The organism is Geobacter sp. 60473, from assembly GCF_036323535.1.
In the GTDB taxonomy this organism is placed as follows: Bacteria; Desulfobacterota; Desulfuromonadia; order Geobacterales; family Geobacteraceae; genus Geobacter; species Geobacter sulfurreducens.
The window spans coordinates 3,110,999-3,134,242 of the sequence record NZ_AP028967.1 but is presented as its reverse complement, the minus strand read 5'-3'; the positions used below and the strand labels follow the sequence as shown (position 1 = coordinate 3,134,242).

17 protein-coding genes are annotated in these 23,244 nt (G+C 62.7%); 5 read left to right on the top strand and 12 right to left on the bottom strand.

Going from position 1 to position 23,244, the window contains the following annotated elements; all coding sequences use genetic code 11:
• Positions 1-55 precede the first annotated feature (55 nt).
• Positions 56-493 (top strand): hypothetical protein, encoded by a 438-nt coding sequence (locus AABA48_RS14190; RefSeq protein ID WP_014552157.1) that lies wholly within the window; start codon positions 56-58, stop codon positions 491-493.
• Position 494: 1 nt separating this feature from the next.
• Here AABA48_RS14190 and AABA48_RS14185 read toward each other — a convergent pair whose 3' ends face one another.
• A complete protein-coding gene (locus AABA48_RS14185) occupies positions 495-2,879 on the bottom strand; it encodes an ATP-binding protein (protein WP_286350987.1) in 2,385 nt (794 codons plus the stop codon).
• Between the two features lie 74 nt (positions 2,880-2,953).
• Positions 2,954-4,555, bottom strand: a complete 1,602-nt coding sequence (locus AABA48_RS14180; RefSeq protein WP_286350986.1) for a sensor domain-containing diguanylate cyclase — start codon at positions 4,553-4,555, stop codon at positions 2,954-2,956.
• A gap of 177 nt (positions 4,556-4,732) precedes the next feature.
• Between AABA48_RS14180 and AABA48_RS14175 the strand changes: the two genes are divergently transcribed.
• The 3 genes from AABA48_RS14175 to AABA48_RS14165 all read left to right on the top strand — a co-directional run bounded on the left by AABA48_RS14175 (position 4,733) and on the right by AABA48_RS14165 (position 6,535).
• Entirely contained in the window at positions 4,733-5,254 is a 522-nt protein-coding gene (locus AABA48_RS14175; RefSeq protein WP_286350985.1) for an NUDIX hydrolase, read from the top strand.
• A complete protein-coding gene (locus AABA48_RS14170) occupies positions 5,251-6,141 on the top strand; it encodes an RluA family pseudouridine synthase (protein ID WP_286350984.1) in 891 nt (296 codons plus the stop codon). Before AABA48_RS14175 ends, AABA48_RS14170 begins: the two co-directional genes overlap by 4 nt.
• Before the next feature lie 67 nt (positions 6,142-6,208).
• Positions 6,209-6,535 carry a hypothetical protein gene (locus AABA48_RS14165; protein WP_286350983.1) on the top strand — a complete coding sequence of 109 codons (327 nt, stop codon included), beginning with the start codon at positions 6,209-6,211 and terminating at the stop codon, positions 6,533-6,535.
• Between the two features lie 79 nt (positions 6,536-6,614).
• On the opposite strand, the gene AABA48_RS14160 is transcribed toward AABA48_RS14165, so the two are convergent.
• The 5 genes from AABA48_RS14160 to AABA48_RS14140 all read right to left on the bottom strand — a co-directional run bounded on the left by AABA48_RS14160 (position 6,615) and on the right by AABA48_RS14140 (position 13,200).
• Positions 6,615-7,112 carry a BCAM0308 family protein gene (locus AABA48_RS14160; RefSeq protein ID WP_010943963.1) on the bottom strand — a complete coding sequence of 166 codons (498 nt, stop codon included), beginning with the start codon at positions 7,110-7,112 and terminating at the stop codon, positions 6,615-6,617.
• 89 nt (positions 7,113-7,201) lie between these two features.
• Positions 7,202-8,959, bottom strand: coding sequence for a sensor domain-containing diguanylate cyclase (locus tag AABA48_RS14155; protein WP_324309123.1), 1,758 nt, complete (start codon positions 8,957-8,959; stop codon positions 7,202-7,204).
• Positions 8,960-8,969: 10 nt separating this feature from the next.
• Positions 8,970-9,653: a cyclase family protein gene (locus AABA48_RS14150; protein WP_045667739.1), complete on the bottom strand. Its 684-nt coding sequence runs from the start codon at positions 9,651-9,653 to the stop codon at positions 8,970-8,972.
• 105 nt (positions 9,654-9,758) lie between these two features.
• Positions 9,759-10,664: an Hsp33 family molecular chaperone HslO gene (hslO, locus tag AABA48_RS14145; protein ID WP_286350981.1), complete on the bottom strand. Its 906-nt coding sequence runs from the start codon at positions 10,662-10,664 to the stop codon at positions 9,759-9,761.
• A gap of 163 nt (positions 10,665-10,827) precedes the next feature.
• Positions 10,828-13,200, bottom strand: a complete 2,373-nt coding sequence (locus AABA48_RS14140; RefSeq protein WP_286350980.1) for a DUF3656 domain-containing U32 family peptidase — start codon at positions 13,198-13,200, stop codon at positions 10,828-10,830.
• A gap of 149 nt (positions 13,201-13,349) precedes the next feature.
• On the opposite strand from AABA48_RS14140, the gene AABA48_RS14135 reads away from it, so the two are divergent.
• Positions 13,350-15,167 (top strand): KUP/HAK/KT family potassium transporter, encoded by a 1,818-nt coding sequence (locus AABA48_RS14135; RefSeq protein ID WP_286350979.1) that lies wholly within the window; start codon positions 13,350-13,352, stop codon positions 15,165-15,167.
• Between the two features lie 4 nt (positions 15,168-15,171).
• Here AABA48_RS14135 and AABA48_RS14130 read toward each other — a convergent pair whose 3' ends face one another.
• The 5 genes from AABA48_RS14130 to AABA48_RS14110 form a co-directional block, all read right to left on the bottom strand.
• Complete coding sequence (locus AABA48_RS14130; protein WP_338270680.1) at positions 15,172-15,540, bottom strand: hypothetical protein; 369 nt, start codon at positions 15,538-15,540, stop codon at positions 15,172-15,174.
• 29 nt (positions 15,541-15,569) lie between these two features.
• Entirely contained in the window at positions 15,570-17,861 is a 2,292-nt protein-coding gene (locus tag AABA48_RS14125) for a serine protein kinase PrkA (protein ID WP_338271296.1), read from the bottom strand.
• A gap of 24 nt (positions 17,862-17,885) precedes the next feature.
• Positions 17,886-19,508, bottom strand: coding sequence for a SpoVR family protein (locus AABA48_RS14120; protein ID WP_286350976.1), 1,623 nt, complete (start codon positions 19,506-19,508; stop codon positions 17,886-17,888).
• An 84-nt stretch (positions 19,509-19,592) separates the two neighbouring features.
• Positions 19,593-20,960, bottom strand: a complete 1,368-nt coding sequence (locus AABA48_RS14115; protein WP_286350975.1) for a DUF444 family protein — start codon at positions 20,958-20,960, stop codon at positions 19,593-19,595.
• 17 nt (positions 20,961-20,977) lie between these two features.
• Positions 20,978-23,038: a serine protein kinase PrkA gene (locus AABA48_RS14110; RefSeq protein WP_338270679.1), complete on the bottom strand. Its 2,061-nt coding sequence runs from the start codon at positions 23,036-23,038 to the stop codon at positions 20,978-20,980.
• Between the last annotated feature and the right edge of the window lie 206 nt (positions 23,039-23,244).

The following is a 23,244-nucleotide window of genomic DNA, read 5'->3' as shown; positions in this document are numbered from 1 at the left end:
CTTTGCAGGCGTCGGCAAAACGGACTAACGGCCAGTGGCCACGAGGATACCAACGATGAGCGGCAGACCGATTTCAGCAGGAGATATCATAGAGGCGCGCTGTACCAAGTGCAGGGCGGTGTACAATCATACCATCGTGGCCATGGTCGGAACGCGGGTGGTGCGGGTCCAGTGCAATACCTGCGGCGGCCAGCACAACTACCATTCACCCCAGGAAGAGAAAAAAACCGTTGAGCGGTCGTCAGCACGCCGGCCGGCCGGGGAGAAGCCGCGTCGGGCTTCGGCCGTGGCAGGGCCTTCGGAATGGGAGCACGCCATGGAGGGGCGCGATCCGGTCTCAGCGGTCCCCTATGCCATGGATGCGTCTTTCCGGGTCGATGCGCTGGTGAATCACCCGACGTTCGGCATCGGCATCGTGACGGCGGTCATCAAGCCGAATAAGGTCGAAATCCTGTTCCGGGACGGGAAGAAGCTGTTGCGCTGCAGTCTCTGACTCACGTCCCCTCGGGCGGAGTGTCTGTCAGGGGCTCTGCCGGAGAGCACTGCTCGGGCGGGAGAGTAAAAAAGAACGTCGCCCCCCGATCCGGTTCCGCCTCGGCCCAGATGCCCCCCCCGTGACGGTGGACGATTCGCTGCACGGTAGCAAGCCCGATGCCGGTCCCCTCGAATTCCGCCGACGAATGGAGACGCTGGAAGGCTCCGAAGAGCTTGTCGGCAAAGGCCATGTCGAACCCCACGCCATTGTCGCGCACCAGGAACACCTCACGGTCGTTCCGACGCACCACATCAACCTCGATGACCGCATGTTCCCGCTTCGAGCTGTACTTCCAGGCATTGCCGATGAGATTCTGAAGCACGAGCAGAAGCAGCCGCCGGTCGCCCCAGGCGGTCATTCCCTCAGTGATCCGCACCTCGACATTCCGGTCGTCATCACCCTCGCGCAGGTCCTCGATCACCCCTCTTGACAGCTCCGTCAGATCAACCCGTTCACACTCCATCTCCGCACGGGACACTCGCGACAGCTCCAGCAGATCGTCGATGAGCTGTCCCATGCGGTGGCTTGCCGCCTGAAGGCGTTGCAGGAAATGCTGAGCCTGCTCGTCCAGCAGCGGCAGGTACTCATCCAGAAGAATCCGGCTGTAACTGTTGATGTGCCGCAGGGGAGCCCGCAGGTCATGGGAAACCGAGTAGCAGAACGACTCCAGCTCCCGGTTGGAACTCTCCAGCTGGGCGGTCCGCTCCCGGACGCGCTCCTCCAAGACAACGTTGAGCCTGAGGATTTCCTCCTGTGCTTCCTTCAGATGGGTGATGTCGTTGCCGATGCTCAGGATTTCCCGCAGGTTGCCCCGCTCGTCCGCCAGGGGCTTGTTGGCCCAACTGATCCAGACCCGTTCGCCGCTGCGCAGGATGTTCTCGTTGACGTTGTGGGTGTAGCTGTCGGGGTTCTCGCAGATTTCCCCGATCATGCCCGCCAGATCCCTGCCCGTCGACTCCCGTTCCGGGGTGATGGTCCCCACCACGCTTTTACCCACCAGCTCTGTGGCCGGATACCCGAAAAAACCCTCGGCGAACTCGTTCAGGTAGGTGATGTTCCCGCTCGTGTCGACGCGCAGGATGATGCTGTTGGCGTTCTGAACCAATTGGCGGTATTCCTGCTCGGAGGTGCGGAGTCTGCGCTCCAGGAGGGTGCGCTGGCGCAGCATGGCAACGAGCAGGGCAATGATTCCGCACAGCGCCAGGAAGGCTGAGGCGGCGATGGCCAGTTCGCGGCGATAGGTATGCAGGAGACGGTTGGGCTCGTTGACGATTTCGCTCCCGGCGGGCAACTTGGCGCGGCTGATGCCGAAGCGTTTCAACTCGTTGTAGTCGAAGCGGAGAACCGGCGGGACCGCGTGATCTATCCCGATGGATTCGGGCCGTTCACCCCTTACGATGCGCAACGCAATCCGTCCGGCGGCCTCTCCCTGCTGCTGGCCGGACAGCAGGCTGCCGCCGACGATGCCCTTGCCCAACTGGAAGGTCCAGAGGCCGTAAATGGGGACGTTGGTCCGGTCATGCACGAACCTCAGGACCTCTTCATAGGTGAATGACCGTCCCTGACGGTCCCGGTTGAAGGCGCCAAGGACGATCAGGCTGTCGTTGCCCAGGCGTTCAACGGCCGTGGCCAACTCCGTCATGGTCACATTCTGGATTATTTCGATGCCGGCCCGGTCGCGGTACCTGTCCTTTGCCTGCCGGACACCGTCGGCAATGGCTTGGCCGGTTTCGGTCGTGTCGCTGATGACCACCACCCGGCGACGGTCGGGGTGGAGGGAGAGGGCGAGAGAGATTGTCCTGAGGGGGTCGGCTTCTTCCACGACGCCGGCGATGTTGGACATACCGGCCAGGGTGCTGTCGGAAAATCCGTTCAAGCCGCAGAACACGATGGCCGCTCGGGGAAAGATCCCGGCCCGGTGTTTTACGGCAAAGTCGAAGGCGGCGTTGTCGGTGGTGACGACAATCTGGAGGTCGGCGCCGGCATACTTGTGGCGGAAGAGGTCCGCCAGGAGCCGCTCGTGAGTTGATCCCCCGTAACGCTTGGCATCCAGGTATTCCACAAAGGGGTCCGCATCAGGGTCGGCCTCCCTGAAGGCAGCCATGATGCCGGCCGTCACTTCGTGGGTCCAGGTGAAGCCGGGATGGTACGAGTGCAGCACAAGGATCTTGCCGAGGAGGGAGCCGGGAGCGGATGCGTGGGCCGTCTGGGGCGAGAGGGCAAGGAGAAGCGTCAGGGCCGCCAGGATCGACGCGAAAGGGCGCCACAGATGCGCCCGCGACCGTTCGAGGCGTGTCCGAAGCAAAAACAACCAGGGGAAGTGGCTGGCGGCCAAGGGAATCATCCGGTGTTCTCCGGGTAAGGCTGTAGCCCTACCTTGATCACGGTACCCCGCTCAGGAGGATGCGGCGACCGCGCTCAGGAAGCCGAAACGGCCGAGTCGCGGGAAGCGGAGCCGCTTCCTATTACCTTTGATGCTTTGCGTCGCGCCTTGTCGGCATACATGCGCTGGTCCGCCAGGCGCCAACTTTGCCCGAGGGTGAGCGGTGCCGTTGCCGTGGCGGTGCCCAGAGAGAGGGTGAGTTCGGGAGAATCTCCGTCGGAGTTGAGCAGCGCTACGGTTTCCCGGACACGTTCCAGCGCTTCCAGCGCCGTTGCGTGGTCGGATCCCTCCATGATGACGGCGAACTCGTCGCCGCCGACCCGCGCCACCACGTCTTCGGACCGGAATGCCGTCCGCAGGGCCTGGGCCGCCTTGATGATGAGGGCATCGCCCGCCGTGTGGCCGAAGGTGTCGTTGACCGTTTTCAGATTGTCCACGTCAACCATCACCATGCTGACGGGGAAATGCCGTCCCCGGTCGATCCGCTGCATCTCCGCCTCGAAAAAGAGGCGGTTGTAGAGCCCGGTCAGGGAGTCGTGGTTGGAGAGGTGGACGAGCCGGTCTTCCTTCTCGATGAGCCGGTTGACGAGACCGTTGAATGCCTCGGCCACCCGTTCGATCTCATCCCCCGAACGGATCAGCACGTTGCGGTGGGCGCCGCTGTCCTCGGCCTCGCGGATCTGGCGCTCCAGCGCGAGGATCGGCAGTGTCAGCCGACGCACGAGGAGCCAGATGGCGGCCGCGCTCAGGAGCCCCCATGGGATGACTGCCATCCATGCCGAACGCTTAGCCATGTGGAGCGGCGCATAGGCCTCGTCCTTCGGCAGGTCGGCCGCCAGGGTCCATGTCGTCTGGCGCAGCTTTTTCAGAGTGCTCAGCATGGGGGTGTCGCCGTTGACCGTTTCGGCCGAGATGACGCCTCCTCGGGGCACGGAGGATGCGTGGTTCAGAATCTCCGATCTGACGTTCTGCTGCAGGATGCTTTCCTGTTGGGGATGCATGATCAGGACGCCGTCATCGGCAAACAGGTAAAAGTGGCCTTCCTTGCCGATGCGGGTGGAGGCCAGGGAGCCGATGAAATTTCCTTTGAGCAGGTCCATGCTCCCCCCGAGTATGGCGACGAGGGTTCCGTTCGGCGTAAAGACCGGGGCAGTGAACATGACGGTGGGATGATGGTGGGGCTGGCTCGACACGAAGGGACGCGAAATGTAGGGGCGTTCCGATGTCCTTGTCTGCCGGATGTAGTCGCGGGCGGAGAAGTCGAGGCCGGAGCGCTGCAGCCCCTGATTGGTCTCGGCCAGCAGGATTCCGTCGGGCGTGAACATGAACGCACCGTTGTCGAAGAACGCGGTCAGCAGGGGATAACGATGAAGAAAGCGCCGGGCGGTCTCGGGTGACGCCACGTCGTCGGCGGTGGCCAGACGAGCGATATTTATGAGGGCGTCGTGGCTGCCCTGGAGCTTTTCGTCAATTTCTGTGCCGATTCGAGACAGCAGGGTCGCCTGGTGGGTATTCACCACGTCCCGCAGCGACCTTCCGAAGAACTCAAGTGTCAGGTAGACCGCAGTGGGAGCCGTGGTAAAGAAGACGAGGAGCACAAAGAGGGCTGTTTTGGTTTTCAGGCTTGCTCGTCTCATGTCGCGCCGCCGAGGGATAAAGTAGTAACCAGTAGTATATCATTTCGTCACCATGGTTTCATTGCTTGAGCTTTTTTGCATCCGAAGTGACACCAGCCTGTGCTGCCCGGCAATAAACCGCTTTTCCCCCGCCGGTGATGGTGGTACTCTCCATCCATTTCGCGGAGGATGGACTGCATGGATACCCGCAACAGGATTATTCTTTTCAACGGTCTCGTGGTTAATGTGGAACAGATGGACGTCCGGATCGGCGCCAAAGGGTGGCACACGTTTCAGGTTGTGCGGCATCCGGGCGGGGTGGGAGTCCTTCCGCTCCACGAGGACGGAACGGTCACCCTGATCCGCCAGCTCCGGCCGGCCGTGAACGACGTGCTGCTGGAGATCCCGGCGGGTCGGCTCGATCCGGGGGAGGAGCCTTCCGCCTGCGGCCAGCGCGAGCTGACCGAAGAGACGGGGCTTACGGCGGAGCGGCTCGAATCCCTCGGCACGATCCTGACCTCGCCGGGAGTCTTCGACGAACGGATCCACCTGTTCCTCGCCGTCGGTCTTACCCAGGGGGAAGCGACCCCCGAGCAGTACGAGGAAATCGAAACCGTTCGCCTTCCCCTGGCCGATGCCCTGGCCCTGGCCGCCGAGGGCGGAATTCGGGACGGCAAGACCATTGCGGCCCTTTTGCGGGCCTCGGTACGGCAGTCATGATCCTGACGGCGCGGGTGGGGGCCGACCAGGCCGGCATACGGCTCGACGAGGGGGCTGCTCGGCTCTTTCCCCAACTCTCCAAAAACCGGATCCGTACCATCATCGACTGGGGAGGATGCGCCGTGGGGGGGACCATGGTGCGAGTGGCGTCCCGCCGTCTTCAGGCCGGTGACGAAATCGTCCTCGGAGTAATGGAGCCGGAGCGTTACCGGGAAATTACCCTGGCGCCCGAAGATATCCTGTTCGAAGACGCCGGCTATCTGGCCGTGAACAAGGCCTCCGGGCTCAACTGTCAGCGGACCCCCTACCAGCTCAAGGGGACCGTTGAGTATGCCGTGACCCTCCACTTCCGGGCCCGCGGCAGCGCCGAGCCTGCACGGGTGATCCACCGCCTCGACCGGGGAACCTCCGGGGTGATGATCTTTCCCGCCACCCGCCGGTCGGCGGCCCATATCTCGCGGGAACTGAAAGAAGGGAGGGTGGAAAAGGTCTACTGGGCGCTGGTGACGGGCATGCTGTCGGCCGATTCCTGGCAGGTCGACGCGCCCGTGGCCAAGGTGGGCACATCCCGCTACGGGGTGGCGCCGGTCGGCAAGGCCGCCCTGACCGAGTTCCGGGTTGTGGCCCGGGGGAACGGCGCGACACTGGTGGAGGCCCGCCCCCGCACCGGCCGCACCCACCAGATCCGCGTCCATCTGGCCCATGGGGGGCTTCCGATCATCGGTGATACAACTTACGGCGGTATCGCCGCGCCGCGGATGATGCTCCACTGCCGGACCATGACCTTCCGGGCTGAAGACGGCCGGCCGGTGAGCGCCACGGCACCCCTTGACCGGGAGTTTACCGCCGCTTGCGAACAGCAAGGAATCCAGTCCGGCGGTGCTTGACGTATTGACTTGATTTTTCGTTTAAATCCAGGGATAAAGAGAACGAAATAACGTAACGGAGGGGTTTATGCTACGAAACATTTTTGTCACGATTGCTGCAGCCATGGTTCTCAGTTTTGCCGCAGCCCCACTCGGTGCAGTGGAGAAGGTTTCGACCGATACGGCTGCGGCGGCACAGCAGAAGGCGGGCCGCGGCTGCTGCATGAAAGAGGCTCGGGATGGGCAGGGATGCTGCTGTTGCTGCTGTGATTGCGACGCCCCGGCGGATGGCTCCTGCTGCAAGAAAGGCGGCAAAGGCAGCGGCACGAAGCGTGGCTGCGCCAAGCAAGGCATGGGGCCGAAGGACTGCCCTGCCGCGTCCGGCCAGAAGGATGACGCCCCGGCCGACCGATGAACGGCGGGCTGTTCTGAGTGATTGAACGGAGAAGGAAACCCGGCGGGGGGATGACGGCATGTCATCCCCCCGTTGCCGCTTAACGGAACCAGCTCACCCTGACAAAACTCTCCCCGTGGCTCCACCGGTAGTGAAGCTCTCCCCGGTGGGCCTTGAAGATCTCGCGGCCCAGCTTCTGGGCCAGTTTGTCCTCGGTGGTGGCGATGGTGAGGACGTTTTTGTCCTGGCTGATTTCCATGATGCGTCCCAGCGGGTTCTTCACCCGGGACTTGGCCTCGATATTTTTGATGGAATTCAGGATGGCGTCCTCGTGCGCCAGGAGGTAGTCGCCGGCAAAGGTGACGATGCCGCCGGGGTTGTTGTCGGCCATCCGCTGACAGGCGGGGCAGACCACCTTGGCGAGGCTGCCGGTTCCTGCCTCCTCGCCTGCAACGGCCCAGCGCTTGTTGCGGTAGAGCGCGCCGCATTTCTTGCACAGGGCGGCTTCATGTCCCTCTTTCGGCAGGTAGACGTCGGTGCTGCGTGCGGTCCGCTGTCCCTGCTCCTCGACTACCGATTTGTGAGTAACCCGTGACATGTGCTCCATCTCCTTTCCCTGAGAGGATGCGGGAGTCCGGTAGTTCCTTGTTCTCCTTGAAGTTCAGTATATCACCCGGTCCCCCGGTCTCAATCGGTCCCGTCCGCCGCTGCGGCAACCACCCGGTTCCGGCCCCCTTCCTTGGCCCGGTAGAGGGCCCGGTCGGCGGCCTCTACCAGTTCCCGCCCCTCCTCGGCGTTGTCGGGGAAGGTGGCGATACCGATACTTACCGTGAGAGCGCCGCCGGGCTGGGTCTCCCGGAGAGGGAAGGGATGCTCTTCCACGGCCCGGCGCAGCTTCTCGCCGGCCAGCAGGGCCAGTTCCCTGTTGGTTTCGGGCATGATGACGACGAACTCCTCCCCCCCGTAGCGGGCCGCGATGTCCGAGGTCCGGATGCAGCCGCGGAACACGGCGGCAGCCTCTCTGAGGACCTCGTCGCCCCGGAGGTGGCCGTGGCAGTCGTTGTACTGCTTGAACCAATCGATGTCGATCATGGCCAGTGAGCAGTTGCGGCGGTAGCGGCGGGCGCGTTTCAACTCGTGGTCGAGGCTGAGCCAGAACTGCCGGAGGTTGAAGATCCCCGTGAGGGGATCGGTGAAGGCCTCGCTGGCAGCAATCTCATAGTTACGCTTCAGGAAGTCATAGCTGAGTTTTCGGGCAATGAGTCCCCGCGCCGCCATCAGGAGATCACCCATTTCGGCGGGAAGAGCGAAAAATCCGTCGGCCCCGGCCTGGGCACACCGGGACCGAACTGATGCATCCCGGTGAGGCGCGGTGATGATCACCGGAATCTGGGAGCTCTGTTCATGGGCCTTGAGACGGGAGCAGACGTCGATCCCGTCGATTCCCGGCAGGTCGAGGGCGAGGATGCAGAGCGCAGGTGACTGGGCAATCCCCTTGTCGAGGGCGTCCCGCCCGTCCACGGCGGTAATGATGTCGCACCGCTCCTGTCGTAGTGCCTCGGTCAGCTCCCGGAGTCGTTCAGGGGCCTGGTCGGCCAGGATGACCCGGGGCGGTGGGCCGCCCCGCTCAGCGGGGCCTTGGCGGGGGAGCACGACCGTGAAGGTGCTCCCGACGCTTGGGGTGCTCTCCACGGCTATGGTGCCGCCATGCAGCTCCACGAACCGTTTGACCAGGGTGAGCCCGATGCCGAGGCTGCCCGGTTCTGCCCGCCCCCGTTTTCCCATCTCGAAGCTCCGGAAGATCTGCTCAAGCTCCTTGCTACCGATACCTTTCCCTTGGTCAGAAACCGTGATCCGCAGCTCTTCCCCCCGCCCGCGCCGTTTTACGGCGTCGATGGCGACGTCCACCCGTCCACCCCGGTCCGAGAACTTGAGGGCATTGGTCAGCAGCTCTTCGATGATGAAGGTGAATTTTCCCTTGTCGGCGATGATGGTGCATCCGTCGTTGCCGCAGCAGGCATGGAGCTCCACCCCCCGCTTCCCGGCCGCTCCCCCCAGGCGGTCCATGACATGGTCCAGCACTTCGCGCACCGGGAACTTCCGGGGCAGGAACAGGGCCATCCCCAGTTCGTCGTTGCAGAGGGAGAGGACTCTCTCCAGAAGCCGCTGAAGCCTCTTGCCCCGAGCAATAATCGTGTCGAGGCAGATGCGCTGCTCGCGGGTGACCGGCCCCATGGCCTCTTCCCGCAGACACTGGGCGAAATCCACGATATGGTTGAGGGGGCGCTGAAATTCCCGCGACATGTGGGACAGAAAGTCGCTCTTTACCTGGTCGGCGAGGAAGAGGCGCTCGTTGACGCGCTCCAGTTCCTCGGTCCGCTCCATGAGCAGGCGGCGCAGGAGGTCGAGCTCCCGCGAACTGACAATCGTGCGCCGGCGCGTCACGGTTACTGCCTCAGGAAAGGGGCCAGCGGGTGGTATGGGGGTCGAAGGAGGATTCCCCGGCCGGTACCCGCGCGAAGGAACGAAGCAGTGCGCGTGCCGGTGCGCCGTCTCCGCCGGCTATCTTGAGGGGAAGGCAGAGGAGTTCGTAGTGCCCCGGCTCGACGCCGATGAGATTCAGCCCCTCCAGGATGAGTATGCCGGCGTCCAGAAGAATCCGGTGGACCTCGGTCTCGTTGCCGAAGGGGCCGATGGAGAGGTAATCGATCCCCACCAGGCGCGTGCCCGCCTCGGCCAGATAGCGGGCGCCGTCGGGGGTAAGCGAGGCGTAACTGTCGCGGAAGCCGGCGTGGCTCCAGAGGCGGGAGTTGGCGGTCTTGAGGATGATCCGCTCTTCTCCCTTTACCGGCAGGTGGGCCAGCTCCCGGCGCCCGATGGCAGTCACGTCGCGCAGTTCGAGCACCCGGGCCTTGCCCGTCAGCAGGTCAAGGGGCACCTGGTCCACGGAGGCGCCGTCATCGCGCAGATGCCGGGGAACGTCGATGTGGGTGCCGGCGTGGGTTCCAAGGGTGATGCGCGAGACGTTGGCGCCGTCGCCCCGGGCCACGCGGGCCACGGGTTCGAGCGAGAAGGGCGGGTCTCCCGGGTAGACGGGGAGATCCGGGGAGAGAGGGACGGTGATGTCGATGATCTTCATGGGGACCTCCGCTGCGGTGGGGGGGCGGCGAGTCCGCAAGGCCGACATGCGCCTCGCGGTCCCACGATACAGAGTATACCGCCGGCGGAGGAATTTTCGAGAGGGTCAGGCGGCGGTGAGTGAGTCCCGGAGCCTTTCCAGTTCTTCCCGTGTGAAATTATAGTGCTCGCCGCAGAATTCGCAGCCGACAGAAGCCTCGCCCTGGTCGTGAATCAGGGAGGAGAGTTCGTCGCTCCCCAGAGAAAGGAGCACTCGTTCGATCCGTTCGCGACTGCATGAGCAGACGAGTGCTGCGGCCCGTTTTTCCAGGATGTCGAAGGGTATGCCCTCGAAGAGGTACTCCAGAAGTCTTTCGGGGGTTGTCCCGGCCCGGAGCATCTCCGTTACCGGCGGCATGGAGCCGATCCGCTCCATGAGCCGGTCGATGAGTTGGCCGTCGCCGGGGGGCAGCGCCTGGATCAGAAAGCCGCCGGCAGCGGCAACCGACCCGTCCTGCTCCACGTACACGCCGAGACCAACGGCTGAGGGGATCTGCTCCGATTCGGTCAGGTACCAGGCCAAGTCCTCGGCGATCTCGCTGGTATAGAGCATGACCGTGCCGGTGTAGGGCTCCTTGAGCCCCAGGTCCCGGCTGACGGTAAGAAATCCGGCCTTCCCCAGGGCTCCGGCCACGTCGAGTTTGCCGTCGTCCCTCAGAAGGCTCACCGCCGGATTCCTGACGAGCCCGCGCACGGCGCCGTTGGCGTCCGCTTCCACGATGATCTTGTGCAGAGGGCCGTTCCCCTCGAAGGTGAGGGCGACCCGTTGACCGGTCTTGAGGAGGGCTCCCATGAGCACGCCGCCGGTCAGGGCCCGTCCCAGGGCGGCCGAGGCCGTGGGCAGGGTGCCGTGTCGGCGGCATGCGTCTTCCACCAGGTGGGTGGTGACGCAGGCCAGGGCCCGGATGTTGCCCTCCCTGGTGACGATGCGGATGAGATAGTCGGTGATGACCGATTCAGTGCTGTTTCCCATTGTTCTGTCCTTGCAGACCGGCTTTCCCAAAATCCTTTTATCCTCTCAGAGGATCTGGAGAAAGAGCTCTTGGCTTTCCTCTGTGAATCCGTGTCGGTCGCTGCACCACCGCCGGTCGCTCCATTTCGTCTGCAGCGGCCGGCGCTCGGGCACGGTTTTGACCTTACACGAGGCCCATTACGAAGTTGAAGGGGCTGGTCCCCGGCAGCTCGCCGCCCCGGGAAAATGTGTCGAGGATCGGCCGCCACCGCTCACGGGGCGCCTGGGACAGGTCCACGATGAAGGTGCCGCAGCCCGCCTCCTGGAGTTGTCCCCGGAAGTGGGTGATGGAGAAGCGTGTGGCTGGGGTAATCGTGGTGAGGTCTCCCCGGATCGCCACCTCGTACTCGTCGCCCCGGTCCGAGACCAGGGGGGCATCGTTTTTTACCCCGCGGATGGCGACGCGGGTGGTCATGGCAGGCACGCCGGCGTAGACCAGCACCCGCCGTTTCACCGGCACGGCGGCCCCCAGGAGCCGCGCCATGTTCTCGGCGTCGTCCTCGATGTAGAGGGTGGCGGTTGTGACCCCCAGTTCGTGCCAGGCAAGGATCGCCTGGGTGTTGAGCGAGAACAGGCGATAGTCGGTGGCACGCTCGGCGTCGCGCCCTTTAAGCAGGGCCGCGTGGGAGAGGTTGGACAGCTCGAAGCGCCGGAATCCGTGGGCCAGGATGACGTCCACCGCCTCCCGGTAGAAGGGGAAGTCGTCGTCGAACATGATGAACGGCAGGTGCCAGGTGATCCGCTCCGCGTCCCCCCGCAGCTTGCGGGCCGCGAGGGGCAGTTGGTGAATGTTGGCCCGGGAGACCGGCAGGGTGATGCCATCGACACCCGGCTGGCGCAGGAGGCTGGCGTCCCGCAGGTGCTCGATCCGCACGATGACTTCCGCCCTCGGCTCCCGACGCGGCTGTGCCGTCGGGACCAGGGCCGCCAGCGCCCGGCGCCGGGCCTCCGCCTTGCGGATCCGGGCACCGGCCACGGCCTCCTCGGCCAGGAGCCGGTAGAATTCCCGGCGGATTTCCTTGAGCCGCGCCGGTGGGATGAGGACGCGGGGGAAGCCGGGCGCGTCGAGGTTCCTCAGCTCGAAGGGAGTGTCGCCGGTGCGGGAGAACTGGGCCCGGAGCACGCCGGTCATGTCTTCGGTTCGGGCCGGTTCCAGGGCGCCCACGGGGAAGGCGGCCTCGACCCGACCCCCGGCGGCCAGGCCGGTCACCTGAAGGGTCTCCCCGTCCAGGGCGAGCGACAGGTCGCAGGGGATAGCGCAGGGCTTCACCGCATCCAGGCGCTTGAGGCAGGCATTTTCGCTCATGGTGAACGCGGTTTCGGACGAAACCTTGAAGACCGCATCCCCAACCTTGAACGGGAAGGGCGAGATCACGGAAACAATGCTTTTTCCCCGGACCGATTTCACCTTGCCCTGGCCGGCAAAAAGTTCTTTCACCGTGAAGGCGCGGCCGGCCATGTCGCTTTTCGGCTGCACCCTGATTCGATCCCCCACGAAGAGAGGGTCCTTGGTTTCGAAGGTGATTCTGTTGCCCTTCACCCCGGTGATCTCTCCCAGGAACCGGCCCGTGGCCCCGCGCAGGGTGGGGATGGCGATGTCGGCCGGGGTGCGGGAGCCCATGAAGCCCTTGGTCGGCACCCGTCCGAAGGAGAGCTTCAGAAGCTCCTTGGCGCGGCCGGTGGCCTCGGCGCGTTTCCGCTCCGGCGCGTCAAGCACCATCCGGTATGCTTCCACCACGCTCGCCACGTACTCGGCCGACTTCATCCGTCCCTCAATCTTGAGCGACGCCACGCCGGCGGCGGCCAGGTCAGGGATCAGATCCACCGTGGAGAGGTCATTGGTGGAGAAGTAGTACCCATCCTTGCTCCGATAGCGATAGTGGCGGCGGCAGGGCTGGGCGCAGCGCCCCCGGTTGCCGCTGTGCCCGCCGAGAAAGGACGAGAAGTAGCACTGCCCCGAGATGGCGAAGCAGAGCGCTCCATGGATGAAGCATTCGATTTCCACCGGCGTCGATCCGCAGATGCGGCGGATATCGTCCAGGTGGAGCTCGCGGGCGAGCACGACCCGCTCGAAGCCCATCTCGCCCAGCACCTGGACCCCGGCCAGGTTGTGGATCGTCATCTGGGTGGAGGCGTGGCGGGGAATCCCGGGAAAGTGGTCGCGGATCAGCCGCGCCACCCCCAGGTCCTGGAGGATGACCCCGTCGGTGCCCATGGCCTCCAGGGCGGCAAGGGTCTCCACGAGTTGCGGCAACTCCGCCTCTTTCACAAGGGTGTTGAGGGTGACGTAGACCTTGCGGCCCAGGCTGTGGGCATAGGTGGTCATCCGCTCCATCTGGGAGGTGCTGAAGTTCTTGGCCTTGGCCCGGGCGGAGAAATCGCGCAGACCGGCATAGACCGCGTCGGCGCCTTTTTCCATGGCGGCGAAGAATGCCTCAAGGGAGCCGGCTGGGGCGAGAAGTTCGGGTTTTTTCATCGGTTCGCTGGAATTGAGCATCGGTTCAGACTACCCGATGGAAGGTTGCCGGGTCAAGGGCGAAGCTCCTTTCCCCGGGCCGGGAATTGTGTTGAGTTGGCCGGAGCGAAGTGGTATAAGGTGCCGGTTATTGAGTTCAGATTTCTCGACAGTTCTTGTTTTGGGCTGATATGGAAGATCACAAGCACGATTCATTCTGGGGGGGCATCGTCAAGGCCCTGGGCCTCGTCTTCGGCGACATCGGCACGAGTCCCATCTATACCCTGACGGTTATCTTTACCCTCACACAACCCACCATAGAAAACGTCTACGGCATCCTTTCCCTCATTTTCTGGACCATGACGATCCTCGTTTCCGCCGAGTATGCCTGGCTCGCCATGAGCCTGGGGCGCAAGGGGCAGGGGGGGGAGATCGTCCTGCGGGAAATAATCATGAAGCTGGTCAAGGCCGGGCGTCTGGTGGCCTTTGCCGGCTTTCTCTCCTTTGTGGGGGTATCGCTGCTGCTGGGTGACGCAGTCATCACCCCTGCCATCAGTATCCTTTCCGCCGTGGAGGGACTGCTTCTCATCCCCGGCCTGGAAGGGCTTTCCACAGGGGCTCTGGTTGCCATTGCCGCGGCCATCGCCATCGGCCTTTTCTCGGTCCAGCACAAGGGGACCGACCGTGTGGCCAGCGCGTTCGGGCCGATCATGGCCCTCTGGTTCGGCACGCTCGCCGTCACCGGTGCTGTCTCCGCCCTTTCCATGCCGCAAATCGTTGAGGCGATCAACCCCTTGCACGGCATCACCTTTTTCCGCGACAACGGACTGGCCGGCTACTTCGTCCTTTCCGAGGTGATACTCTGCGCCACCGGTGGCGAGGCCCTCTACGCCGACATGGGGCACTTGGGAAAGAAGCCGATCGTCCGGGCGTGGCACTTCGTGTTCGTGGCTCTCTACCTCAACTACCTGGGCCAGGGGGTGTTCGCCATTGCCCATCCCGACGCGAAAAACCTCCTTTTCGGCATGGTGCGGAGCCAGGCGCCGGCCCTCTACATCCCCTTCCTGATCCTCACCATCATGGCCACCATCATCGCCTCCCAGGCCATCATCAGCGGGGTTTTCTCCATCGTCTACCAGGGGATCACCACGCGACTCCTCCCCCTGATGCGGGTCGACTACACCTCACGGCAGATCAAGTCCCAGATTTATCTGGGTGCGGTCAACTGGTCGCTCATGGTGGCGGTCATCTTCATCATGCTGGTCTTCCGCAAGTCCGAGAACCTGGCCGCAGCCTACGGTATGGCGGTGACGGGCTCCATGACCATCACCGGCATCATGATGATCATCGTTTTCTCCCACACTACCAAGAAGTGGCGCGCCCTGGTGGCCCTGGCGGTGACTCTCATCGCAGCCGCCTATCACGTATCCACCTTCTCCAAGCTGCCCCACGGCGCCTACTGGTCCATCATTCTGGCGTCAATCCCCTTTGTGACCATCATCATCTGGACCCGGGGCCAGCGCACCCTCTACCGCGCCCTGAAGCCCCTGGACCTGGAGACGTTCCTCATCTCCTACGAGCAGATCTACGCCAAGGGACCCATCCGTGGGACCGGACTGTTCTTCACCCGGGAGACCGACGTGGTCCCACCCTACGTGGTACACTGCATCATCCGGAGCAACATCATCTATGAGCGTAATGTGTTCATTTCCCTGATGATCAGCGACGAGCCCCTGGGCGTGGATACTGAACTGATCAGGGGAATCGGGCCGGGTCTCGACGCCTTCCGGATCCAGGCGGGGTACATGGAGATGGTGGATATCGAACGGCTGCTGAAAGAGAACGGCATTCAGGAAAAGGTCATCTTCTACGGCGTCGAGGACATCAGCACCCGCAATCCGTTCTGGCGCTTCTTCTCGGTCCTCAAGAAACTCACTCCCAACTTCGTCCAGTTCCACAAACTGCCGGCCAGTCGCCTCCAGGGCGTGGTGACGCGGGTGGAGATGTAACCCCCTATTTCACGCACCGCTCCCGCGCCGCCTTCACCATCTCCAGCACCCGCTCGTCCGCTCCTTCTTTCGGTGCGGACACCATGCGGACATAGGCCGCGAAGTCGACCCCCATCGGCAGGTTTTCAGCCAGGCAGGAGCAGACCTCACGCATGCCCACGGTGGCAATGCAGGGTTCCTGGATCTCATGGGCCCGTACGTCCTTCTGCTGTTGCTTCTCGCGCAATTCCTTCAGTTCGCGAATCTGCTTTTCAAGCTGCTCGATGCGGTTCTGGAGCTCCCCCCGGTTTTCGGCGGCTGGCTCGGCCGCGGACGCACCGGGGGCCGCCAGGCAGGCGAGGATCAGGGCGAGGGGCAGGATACGCAGGGTCATTGGGGATGTTCCTCCTGATGATAAGTAGGTCAGACCCGACCGTAGGTCTTGGCCAGGTCGTTGTCGATGACGTAGATGCAGACTTCCTTGGCGCCATTCCGGGTGTAGCGGTACTTGGTTCCCAGATTGCCGATGAGGAAGGTGACGTCGTCCCGAATCCGCTTGTCGTAGGTCTTGAACTCCTCCCTGCCGAAGTCTTTGATGGCGCGGCGGAAGTTCTCGTTCTTCAGGAACGGGTCCAGGGCCTTTTCCTTGAGGTTGAAGACGTAGCGCTCGAAAAGGTCGTGGTAGAGGGCGGTCTCCGTGATCGCTTTTCCCTCGAACAGGATTTCCTGGGCCAGAGAGCGGGAAGCGTATTCTTTCTGGGTCCCCGCCCGGAAGGCGAGCCGCTTTTCCCGCTCGGCGCCTGCTCCCAAGAGCCGGTTTTCGATGGATTCCAGGTAGGTTTCGGTGATGTGGAGCTTGTCCCCCGTCCAGGTGCATGTCTCGTCCACCACCGGCTCGAAGTTGATGGCGAAGAGGTAGTTCTGCACGTCCCGTGAAATCTGTTCTTCGTTGAAGTAGTAGAGCGATTCCTTCACCTCCTGCAGGATGGTGAAGTTGTAGAGGCGCATGAGTGATTCGAGGAAGCCGGCGGGAAGCTGCTTCCCCAGCTCCGGCCGTACCTTGGTGAAGTAGGAGGTGAGGGTGGTCATGGTGATGAGCTTGTCCTTGCGGGCATAGGTGGAGTAGAAGTCGCCGAAGATCTTGATGGCATCCCGCCCGGAGAAGCCCCGATCCCCCTCCTGCTCGCTTTCGGCGATGATCATGCGCCGGCGCTTGGCAGTGAGCTTCTTGCGGTCTTCCTCCGTGAGCCACGCGGGGAAGTGCCCCGTGTAGATTTCCATCCTGAGGAGCTGGAGGTTGAAATCGCAGTACATGCTGTAGCGGTGGGGCTCCGGGATCCAGTCGTTCATGGCGTAGGAGCGTTCGTTCATGCGCGATGAAATGATGATCCGGGCGAAGTTGTGGAGCACCCGCGGCAGGAAGCTGTGGTCGATCTGCTTGCCGAAGATGTTGCGGTAGATCTCCACCTCGGTGTTCAGGTCGAGCACGTAGGGTATCTTTATGTACTGGATCCGGTCGAGGAACGACTGGTAGCTCTCGATGTTGCTCTTGTCCTCTGGGTTCATGAGGGCCAGGAAGAGGGAGTCTACATTCTCCTCCAGGTCGTCCACCTTGTGGACCCCTTCGCTCACGATGTTGTGGAGCTCGATGAGCCGGTCAGTATTGTGCCCCTTGATGTCCATGAGGGCATAGATGCCGTTGTTGGTCTTGGCGTACTGGGAGAAGAGATACTTTACCTGGTTGCTGTCCCGCAGCACGGCATTGATGCGGCTCTGGAGCATCTCGTTGGTGAAGACGTTCTGGCGCACCGGCTTGTCGCCGGGGTTGAAGACGCTGATCCCTTCGCCCATACGGCGGTTGATGTGATAGGGGCGAGCGTGGAGCATCCGGAGCACCGCCGCGGGGCTCTTGAGCCGGGCCAGGAGAGCCTGGTAAATGGAGCTGCAGACGGTGCAGCAGGTGCCGCGGAAGACCCAGTCGAATTCTTTTTCGGTGAAGAGGCGCCACTTCATCTCGTCGTTTTTGAAGAGGTCATCGAAGAACTGGCGCCGCAACTGCTTGGGAATGACGAGGACCGGGTTGTCGTGGGAGGGGCAGGGGATCTCCACGAAGTCGTCCCCCGCAGGCATGGCTCCTTCGGCCTCGAAGAGCTCTTCCTGGTTGAACTCGTATTCCTCCAGGAGTTTTGAAAGCTTGTCCAGAAAGACCGCGGTTTCATGGCGGGTGAAACCTCCCAGAGTCTGCCGGTCCAGGCGCCAGACCGCCTCGTGGCGGGCGCCCTCTGCCGTGTTGGCGTAGGTCTCGAACTTCATGAGCAGGTTGTTGAGGAAGGTGCTCTTGCCGCTGCCGGGCGGCCCCTCGAAGACATAAATCTTGTTCTGCTGAGCGCCCCGCTTCCAGGTTTCCACCAGGCTCACGAGGCGGTTGGCGAAGAGCCGGTCGGCGAAAAACGGGGTGTCGGACCCTTCCACGAAGAGCTTGCGGCAGTCATAGGAGACGTAGTGGATAGACTCGGGGTCGTCCGGAGTCTCGTCGATACCGACGCCGATATGGCTCATGACCATGTCGTGAAAGACCTGGAAGACGTTGCGGAGCACCAGTGCCGGGTTGGCCACGAGAATCCGCAGGAATTCCTCGAAGGGAACGGAACCCCGGTGGTCCCAGGCGTTGACGCTCCGGTCCATATGCTGGAGCGCGCGGGATATGGTGTCCATGGATTTCGTCATGGGGGCTGGTCCTTACAGGAGGGTCCGCGAAAGCTTCCGGTCCTCCATGGTGTAGACGTAGCGTCGCCAGTGGATTTTTTGCTGCCGCTCGGGGGGCTTCACGGCCTCGTCGGGCGGGGGGAGCCCCACTTCGCTCGTTTCGAGCTTCACCGGACCACCCCAGAGGTATTCGATCCCCATCAGGGTGTTCTCGATGAAGTCCTTCACCAGCGGCTTTCCCTCGAACCGGTGGTCCAGGTAGAGATACTTCCCCTCGCCCTTCGCTTCGTCCACTGCAATGACGGGGGGGTGGTAAAGGGACTCCGCGAGCATGGCCCGGTAGGCCTCGGCCGTGCGGCTCTTGACGTAATACTGCCAAGTCATCCGCTCCTTGTTGAGGCGTCTTCCCGCTACGAAGAGCTTGTGCCGGTTTACGAAATCCTGGTCCACGAAGGTGTTGATGAACGAGAAGTCGCACAGGTTCTCGCGGATGGCGAAGATGAAGGCCGTGCCTCCTCCGGTGCCGCGGTCGAACTCCTGCCGGGCATGAATGTCGGCCAGTTGCTGGAACTCCAGGGAGATGCGGCCCTTGTCGGCCTGCTCCTCGATGTGCTGGAAGAGCCGCATGCCGATGGCGTAGGGGTTGAGTCCCACCCGGTGCAGGCAGGTGACCCCCGAGTGAACCCGGGCGAAGTCCACCTCGTGCCCCCTGATCCGGTCATCGGTGAGGAAGAGCTTTTCATGCCAGTAGCTGGCCCACCCCTCGTTCATGATCTTGGTCCGCATCTGGGGCTGGAAGTAGACCGATGTGGAGCGGATTACCTCCAGCACGCTCTTCATCCAGCGGTGTTCCTCCCGGTTGAGGACGGGGGAGTGCTCCATGATGAACTGCATCAGGTCGGGCCGCCCGCGTCTTTCTTCCGACCGGCTTTTCAGGTAGAGAGCCTCGAACTCGGGGTACCTGGCCATGACCTCGGCGAAAAAGGTTTCCTCGCCCAGGTCGCCGAAGTCGCGCATGCAGCGGTTATACCGTTCGATTTCCTGTACGTACCCGGCGGTTTTGACCTTTTTCACCCTTTGGAGGAACACATCGAAGTAGTAGTCGAGCCGTCGCGGCAGCGGCGGGGTCTCTCCCCGGAACAGGGCGGAAAGTTCGCCGTAGTAGCCCACAAGGTTGTCGATGGAGCGGCCGAACTCTATCACATAGTCGAGTCGGCGGCCGTGCTCGGACCGTAGCCGGGCGATGAGACGCTTGTCGGCCAGGGCCTTGCCGGTCAGGTCATAGTCCCAGGTATGGCGGTAGTAGAGGTTGTTCTGGAAGAAGTCGATATGGGCCAGCACGTGGTAGAAGATCATCACGTTGAGCCAGTCCGGGTTGTTGTCGTTGTAGAACGAGATGGGCGGCCGGGTGTTGATGACCGTCTCGTAGGGGTTGTGGGGGTAGAGTTCGTACTTCCCCTTCTCCTTCAGCACCTCCACGTCATGGACCCAGTAATCGTACAGGGTGGGGATCATCACCTTGGGGTGGAGTTCCAGCATGTCCCGGTTGGTGACGATGTATTCGAGGGTTTCGTCGGAAAAGCGCAGCCCCGCCTCGCGCGCCCGATCCTTGCATCCCTCCATGATCTTTTTCGTGTGCTGATCGATGAGTTGCATAACCCTGTCCGAAACGCGCCTTGTCGGTTACCCCCGGACGCCTTGACCGTGCCCGGGTATCACGCTCCCCGAGAATTCCTTCCGTTACGAAATCAGTCTTCTGATCCCCTCGATGATCCTGGATTCTTCGGCATCCTCTCCCATCACGTCCATGCGGAGGAGTTCCGGCTTTTCCTCCAGCAACCCCGAGCGCTTCAGGTATCGCTCCACCTCGGTGTTGCCGCTCGAACCGTAGGTGTGCTCGGCAATGGTGACGCCGACCCGGTTGGCGTAGGCGAGCATCCGCCGGAGTTCCGGGATCGTCTCCTCGCCGTTGGTGTCCCAGTCGTCGCCGTCGGTGCCGTGGAACACGTAGATGTTGTAATCCCGGGCCAGGCTTTCCTTTTCCACGATCTCGTTCACCATCCGGTATGCCGCGGCCACCCGCGTTCCTCCCGCCACCCGCAGGTTGTAGTAGGTGTAGAAGTCCGGTACCTCCCGGGCGTCGTTGTCGTGGAGAATGAACCGGGTTTCCACCTGCCGGGCGAACTGGTAGAGGAGCCAGCTGTAGATGAGCACGTGCTGGGAGCAGACCGCCTCCGTTGCCTTCCCCTCCATGGAGCCCGAGTAATCGCGGATGAAGAAGACCAGGGCCTGTGATTCGTACTCCAGCTCCCGGGAGAGGATGCGGTAAACGCGGTCCCGGGGGGAGATGACGAGCCGGGTGGGATCGATATCGGCCACATCGACCACAGTGCCCAGAGCGATGTTCGTTTCGAGAATCCGCCGCAGGGTCTGCTTTTTTTCAAGGATCTGGCCGAAGCCCCGGTTCCGGTCGGTCAGGTCGTAGCTGTAGTGGGAGAGGGAGCTTTTCTTGCCTTTCTCCTTCAGGTTGGGCAGGTCGAACCGCTCGGTCAGAATTCTCCCCAGGTCGTAGGCCGTGGACTCCAGTTCATGCCCTTCGCCCTCCCCGTGGCCGGCGGTGCCGCTTCCTCCTTCCTGCTGGGGCCGTACCGGCTGCTCGCCGATGATTTCCCCCTCGTCACCGTCGCCGGTGCCCCCCATGGATTCGTCTTCCTCGGTCTCTTCGGGCGCCCGGTCGTGGATCAGCTTTTCCTCCACCGTGGTGGGCACCACCACGATCTTTTCCTTGCCCCCCGCACCCGGCTTGATGAGCTTGCCGATCCGGATCTTGCGCGGGAGACCGTCCTCCTCTCGCAGCCGGTCCCGCTCCAGGAGTTCTTCCAGGGAGCGGATGCGCGTCGTGTGGCTCGCCTGGGGCTGGGCCATGGCCTGGAGCTCCATGAGGTCGTGGGCGTCGTAGATGCCCGGCACGGGCGGGCCGGTCAGGGGCGGCTCCGGGAGTTCGTGCGTGCGGGTATCGTTCAGTTCCTGCAGGAACCGCTCCTCACGCTCGGGGGAAAGGCCGGCAGCCCTGAGCCTCTCCATGTGTCTTTGCAGGTCGGTTTTCATGGTGTCCTGACGGAACGCTAAATCTCGTCTTCCTGGGTGCAGAAGTACTCGATGGTCTTCTGGGCGCAGGTCCGGCAGTAGCCCAGCTTCTTGAGCATGGTATCCACCATCCGGTCGTAGAGCTTCTGGTTTTCCTCGTTGGTCCGGTTGGCCAGGGCCCCGATCAGGCTGCCGGCGCCGGCGATGTCGCTCTTGAGCCGCACGTCGGTCACCGCCTTGACCAGCTCCAGGTTGTCCATGAAGTCGTAGGAGGGCTCCACCGAGATCTTCTGGCCGTAGATCTTGCGGATCGAGGTGCGGAAGCTCTCGCGCTGCTCGTCGGTTCGCAGCCCCAGCCGGTCTTCCACGTTGCGGATGTAGCGCTCGTCGATCTTCAGGGCCTTCAGCTCGCCGGTCTGGGGGTCCTTGTATTTCCACATCCGGTCGGGCCCCAGGTTCTCGGCGTCGATGCCGATGATCATGTTCACGTAGTTCATGACATCCTTCTTGATGGCGTAGGGCTCATCCATGTAGGCGTTGAACATCTCGGTCATGATCCGTTCCCGGTAGAGCCCCTTGGCGATCTTCAGGTCGTCCAGGTACTTGCCCCGGTCGTTCTGGTCCGGGACATAGTCGAGGACCACCCGCTCCAGGGACTTGAACACGTCGTGGGCCACCATGCAGCGCCCTTCGTTGGTTTCGGAACTCTCTACCAGGAGCTGGATCGACCGCCCCAGGTTCCGCTGGCCAAGTCCCTTCTGGCCGAATCTCTTGGTGATGTCCGCCTCCTGGTTGAGGGTGTCGACCACCTCGGCAAGGGTTTTGAGGCTCTTTTCGCCGGCAACTTCTCCAGCGGCCAGTTTCATGGTCTCGATGGGGGTGAGCTTTTCGGACCGGGGGAGCCGCGAAAGGGTCACTGCCACGCTCGCTGCGTAGTTCAGATTCGGGTCCTGGTGGAGTTCCTCCTTGGTGAGGGTCGTCTTGGTTTCCCCGCCGATGGCGTAATCGGTCAGTTGCTCCTGCATCCGGTAGTGGGTGTTGTGGGAGACGTAGCAGATGCGGCACCGGTCGATGATGGGCGCTTCCTCCTTCTCGGCCAGGAAGCGGTTGAACTCGGCATTGTTGCTGGTGGCGATGATCAGGGTATCTATGGGCCAGCGGTACCCGTCGATCTCGATGACCCGGTTCTGGATGACCCCCAGGTAGACTTGGACCAGATCCTTCTTGTTCTTGTAGATTTCATCGGAGAAGTGGATGCCTCCGCCCGCCACCCGGGCCAGGGCGCCGCGACGCAGGTCGAAGCGGTAGGGGTTGGTCACGTCGGTGATATGCAGCAGCCGCTGGATCGACTCCTCTCCCAGCAGGTCCACCGCACTGGAGGTGATCTTGTCCTTGGCCGCGTACTTGCCGGTAATGGTCCCCAGGGTCTCGGTGAGCGGCACCGGCACAACCTGCACGAAATCGAGCATGGCCGCGGCATCGCCGTCGGTGAAGCGCCGGATGTCATTCCACATGTAGCCCGTGCAGGCCCCGAGCGGGCGGTAGTTGTCGAAGAGGCCCTCCAGCTCCCGGTCCGAGAAGCCGAATTCACGGGCCAGCCACTCGCGGTTCTCGTCCCGGCTCTCGAAGAGGTTCATGGCCAGCACCATAGGGTCTTCGTAGGTCTGGGACTCGATTACGTCGATCTTGCCGTAGCTCCCCAGCTTTTCCATGCCGGAAAAGCGGAAGGTGTATTTGCGGTTTTCGTCCCGCGCCAGGTAATCGCGATAGCGCGCACAGACGAATTCCACGAAAAAAGTCTTGCCGTTGCCCGGCTCGCCCACCAGCACAAAGGCCATCTCCTTGGATGATCCCCCCTCGGCCGCATCCTTCACAAAGGAGACGAAGCTGTTGATTTCGTCATACATGCCGATGGGGTGCTTGCGGCCGGTGCGGAAAATGCGGAAATCATAGGTCATCCGGCCGTTGACGGTGACCTTGTCGATCCCCTGTTCCAGGATCATCCGGGCCACCCCCTGGAAGGCGTTCTCGAAGCGCCGCTTCCCTTCCTTTACGGCGGTCACGTGCTCTGTAAGGGTGCTCATGGCATTGGTCCTCATTCTCATCCCCCTGTCGTGGAGTCTACGGAACGCGAACTTGGTGGTTTGACCCTTTCAGTATACACGGTTTTCGGGTTTACACCATCAAGACTAAAACAGTCTTGTTGTGTAACTATCTTGAATGCATTTGGTTTTTAGAAGGCTGCGATGGCGGGCGAGGCGGTGGGCAGTTTTGGCGTAGCGGAGATGCCGGGCACAACAAAAGG

Excerpts from the sequence above, each read along its gene's own strand:
- AABA48_RS14190 (WP_014552157.1), top strand. The coding sequence starts at position 56 with ATGAGCGGCAGACCGATTTCAGCAGGAGATATCATAGAGGCGCGCTGT.
- AABA48_RS14185 (WP_286350987.1), bottom strand. The coding sequence starts at position 2,879 with ATGATTCCCTTGGCCGCCAGCCACTTCCCCTGGTTGTTTTTGCTTCGG.
- AABA48_RS14180 (WP_286350986.1), bottom strand. The coding sequence starts at position 4,555 with ATGAGACGAGCAAGCCTGAAAACCAAAACAGCCCTCTTTGTGCTCCTC.
- AABA48_RS14175 (WP_286350985.1), top strand. The coding sequence starts at position 4,733 with ATGGATACCCGCAACAGGATTATTCTTTTCAACGGTCTCGTGGTTAAT.
- AABA48_RS14170 (WP_286350984.1), top strand. The coding sequence starts at position 5,251 with ATGATCCTGACGGCGCGGGTGGGGGCCGACCAGGCCGGCATACGGCTC.
- AABA48_RS14165 (WP_286350983.1), top strand. The coding sequence starts at position 6,209 with ATGCTACGAAACATTTTTGTCACGATTGCTGCAGCCATGGTTCTCAGT.
- AABA48_RS14160 (WP_010943963.1), bottom strand. The coding sequence starts at position 7,112 with ATGTCACGGGTTACTCACAAATCGGTAGTCGAGGAGCAGGGACAGCGG.
- AABA48_RS14150 (WP_045667739.1), bottom strand. The coding sequence starts at position 9,653 with ATGAAGATCATCGACATCACCGTCCCTCTCTCCCCGGATCTCCCCGTC.
- hslO (WP_286350981.1), bottom strand. The coding sequence starts at position 10,664 with ATGGGAAACAGCACTGAATCGGTCATCACCGACTATCTCATCCGCATC.
- AABA48_RS14140 (WP_286350980.1), bottom strand. The coding sequence starts at position 13,200 with ATGCTCAATTCCAGCGAACCGATGAAAAAACCCGAACTTCTCGCCCCA.
- AABA48_RS14135 (WP_286350979.1), top strand. The coding sequence starts at position 13,350 with ATGGAAGATCACAAGCACGATTCATTCTGGGGGGGCATCGTCAAGGCC.
- AABA48_RS14130 (WP_338270680.1), bottom strand. The coding sequence starts at position 15,540 with ATGACCCTGCGTATCCTGCCCCTCGCCCTGATCCTCGCCTGCCTGGCG.
- AABA48_RS14125 (WP_338271296.1), bottom strand. The coding sequence starts at position 17,861 with ATGGACACCATATCCCGCGCGCTCCAGCATATGGACCGGAGCGTCAAC.
- AABA48_RS14120 (WP_286350976.1), bottom strand. The coding sequence starts at position 19,508 with ATGCAACTCATCGATCAGCACACGAAAAAGATCATGGAGGGATGCAAG.
- AABA48_RS14115 (WP_286350975.1), bottom strand. The coding sequence starts at position 20,960 with ATGAAAACCGACCTGCAAAGACACATGGAGAGGCTCAGGGCTGCCGGC.
- AABA48_RS14110 (WP_338270679.1), bottom strand. The coding sequence starts at position 23,038 with ATGAGGACCAATGCCATGAGCACCCTTACAGAGCACGTGACCGCCGTA.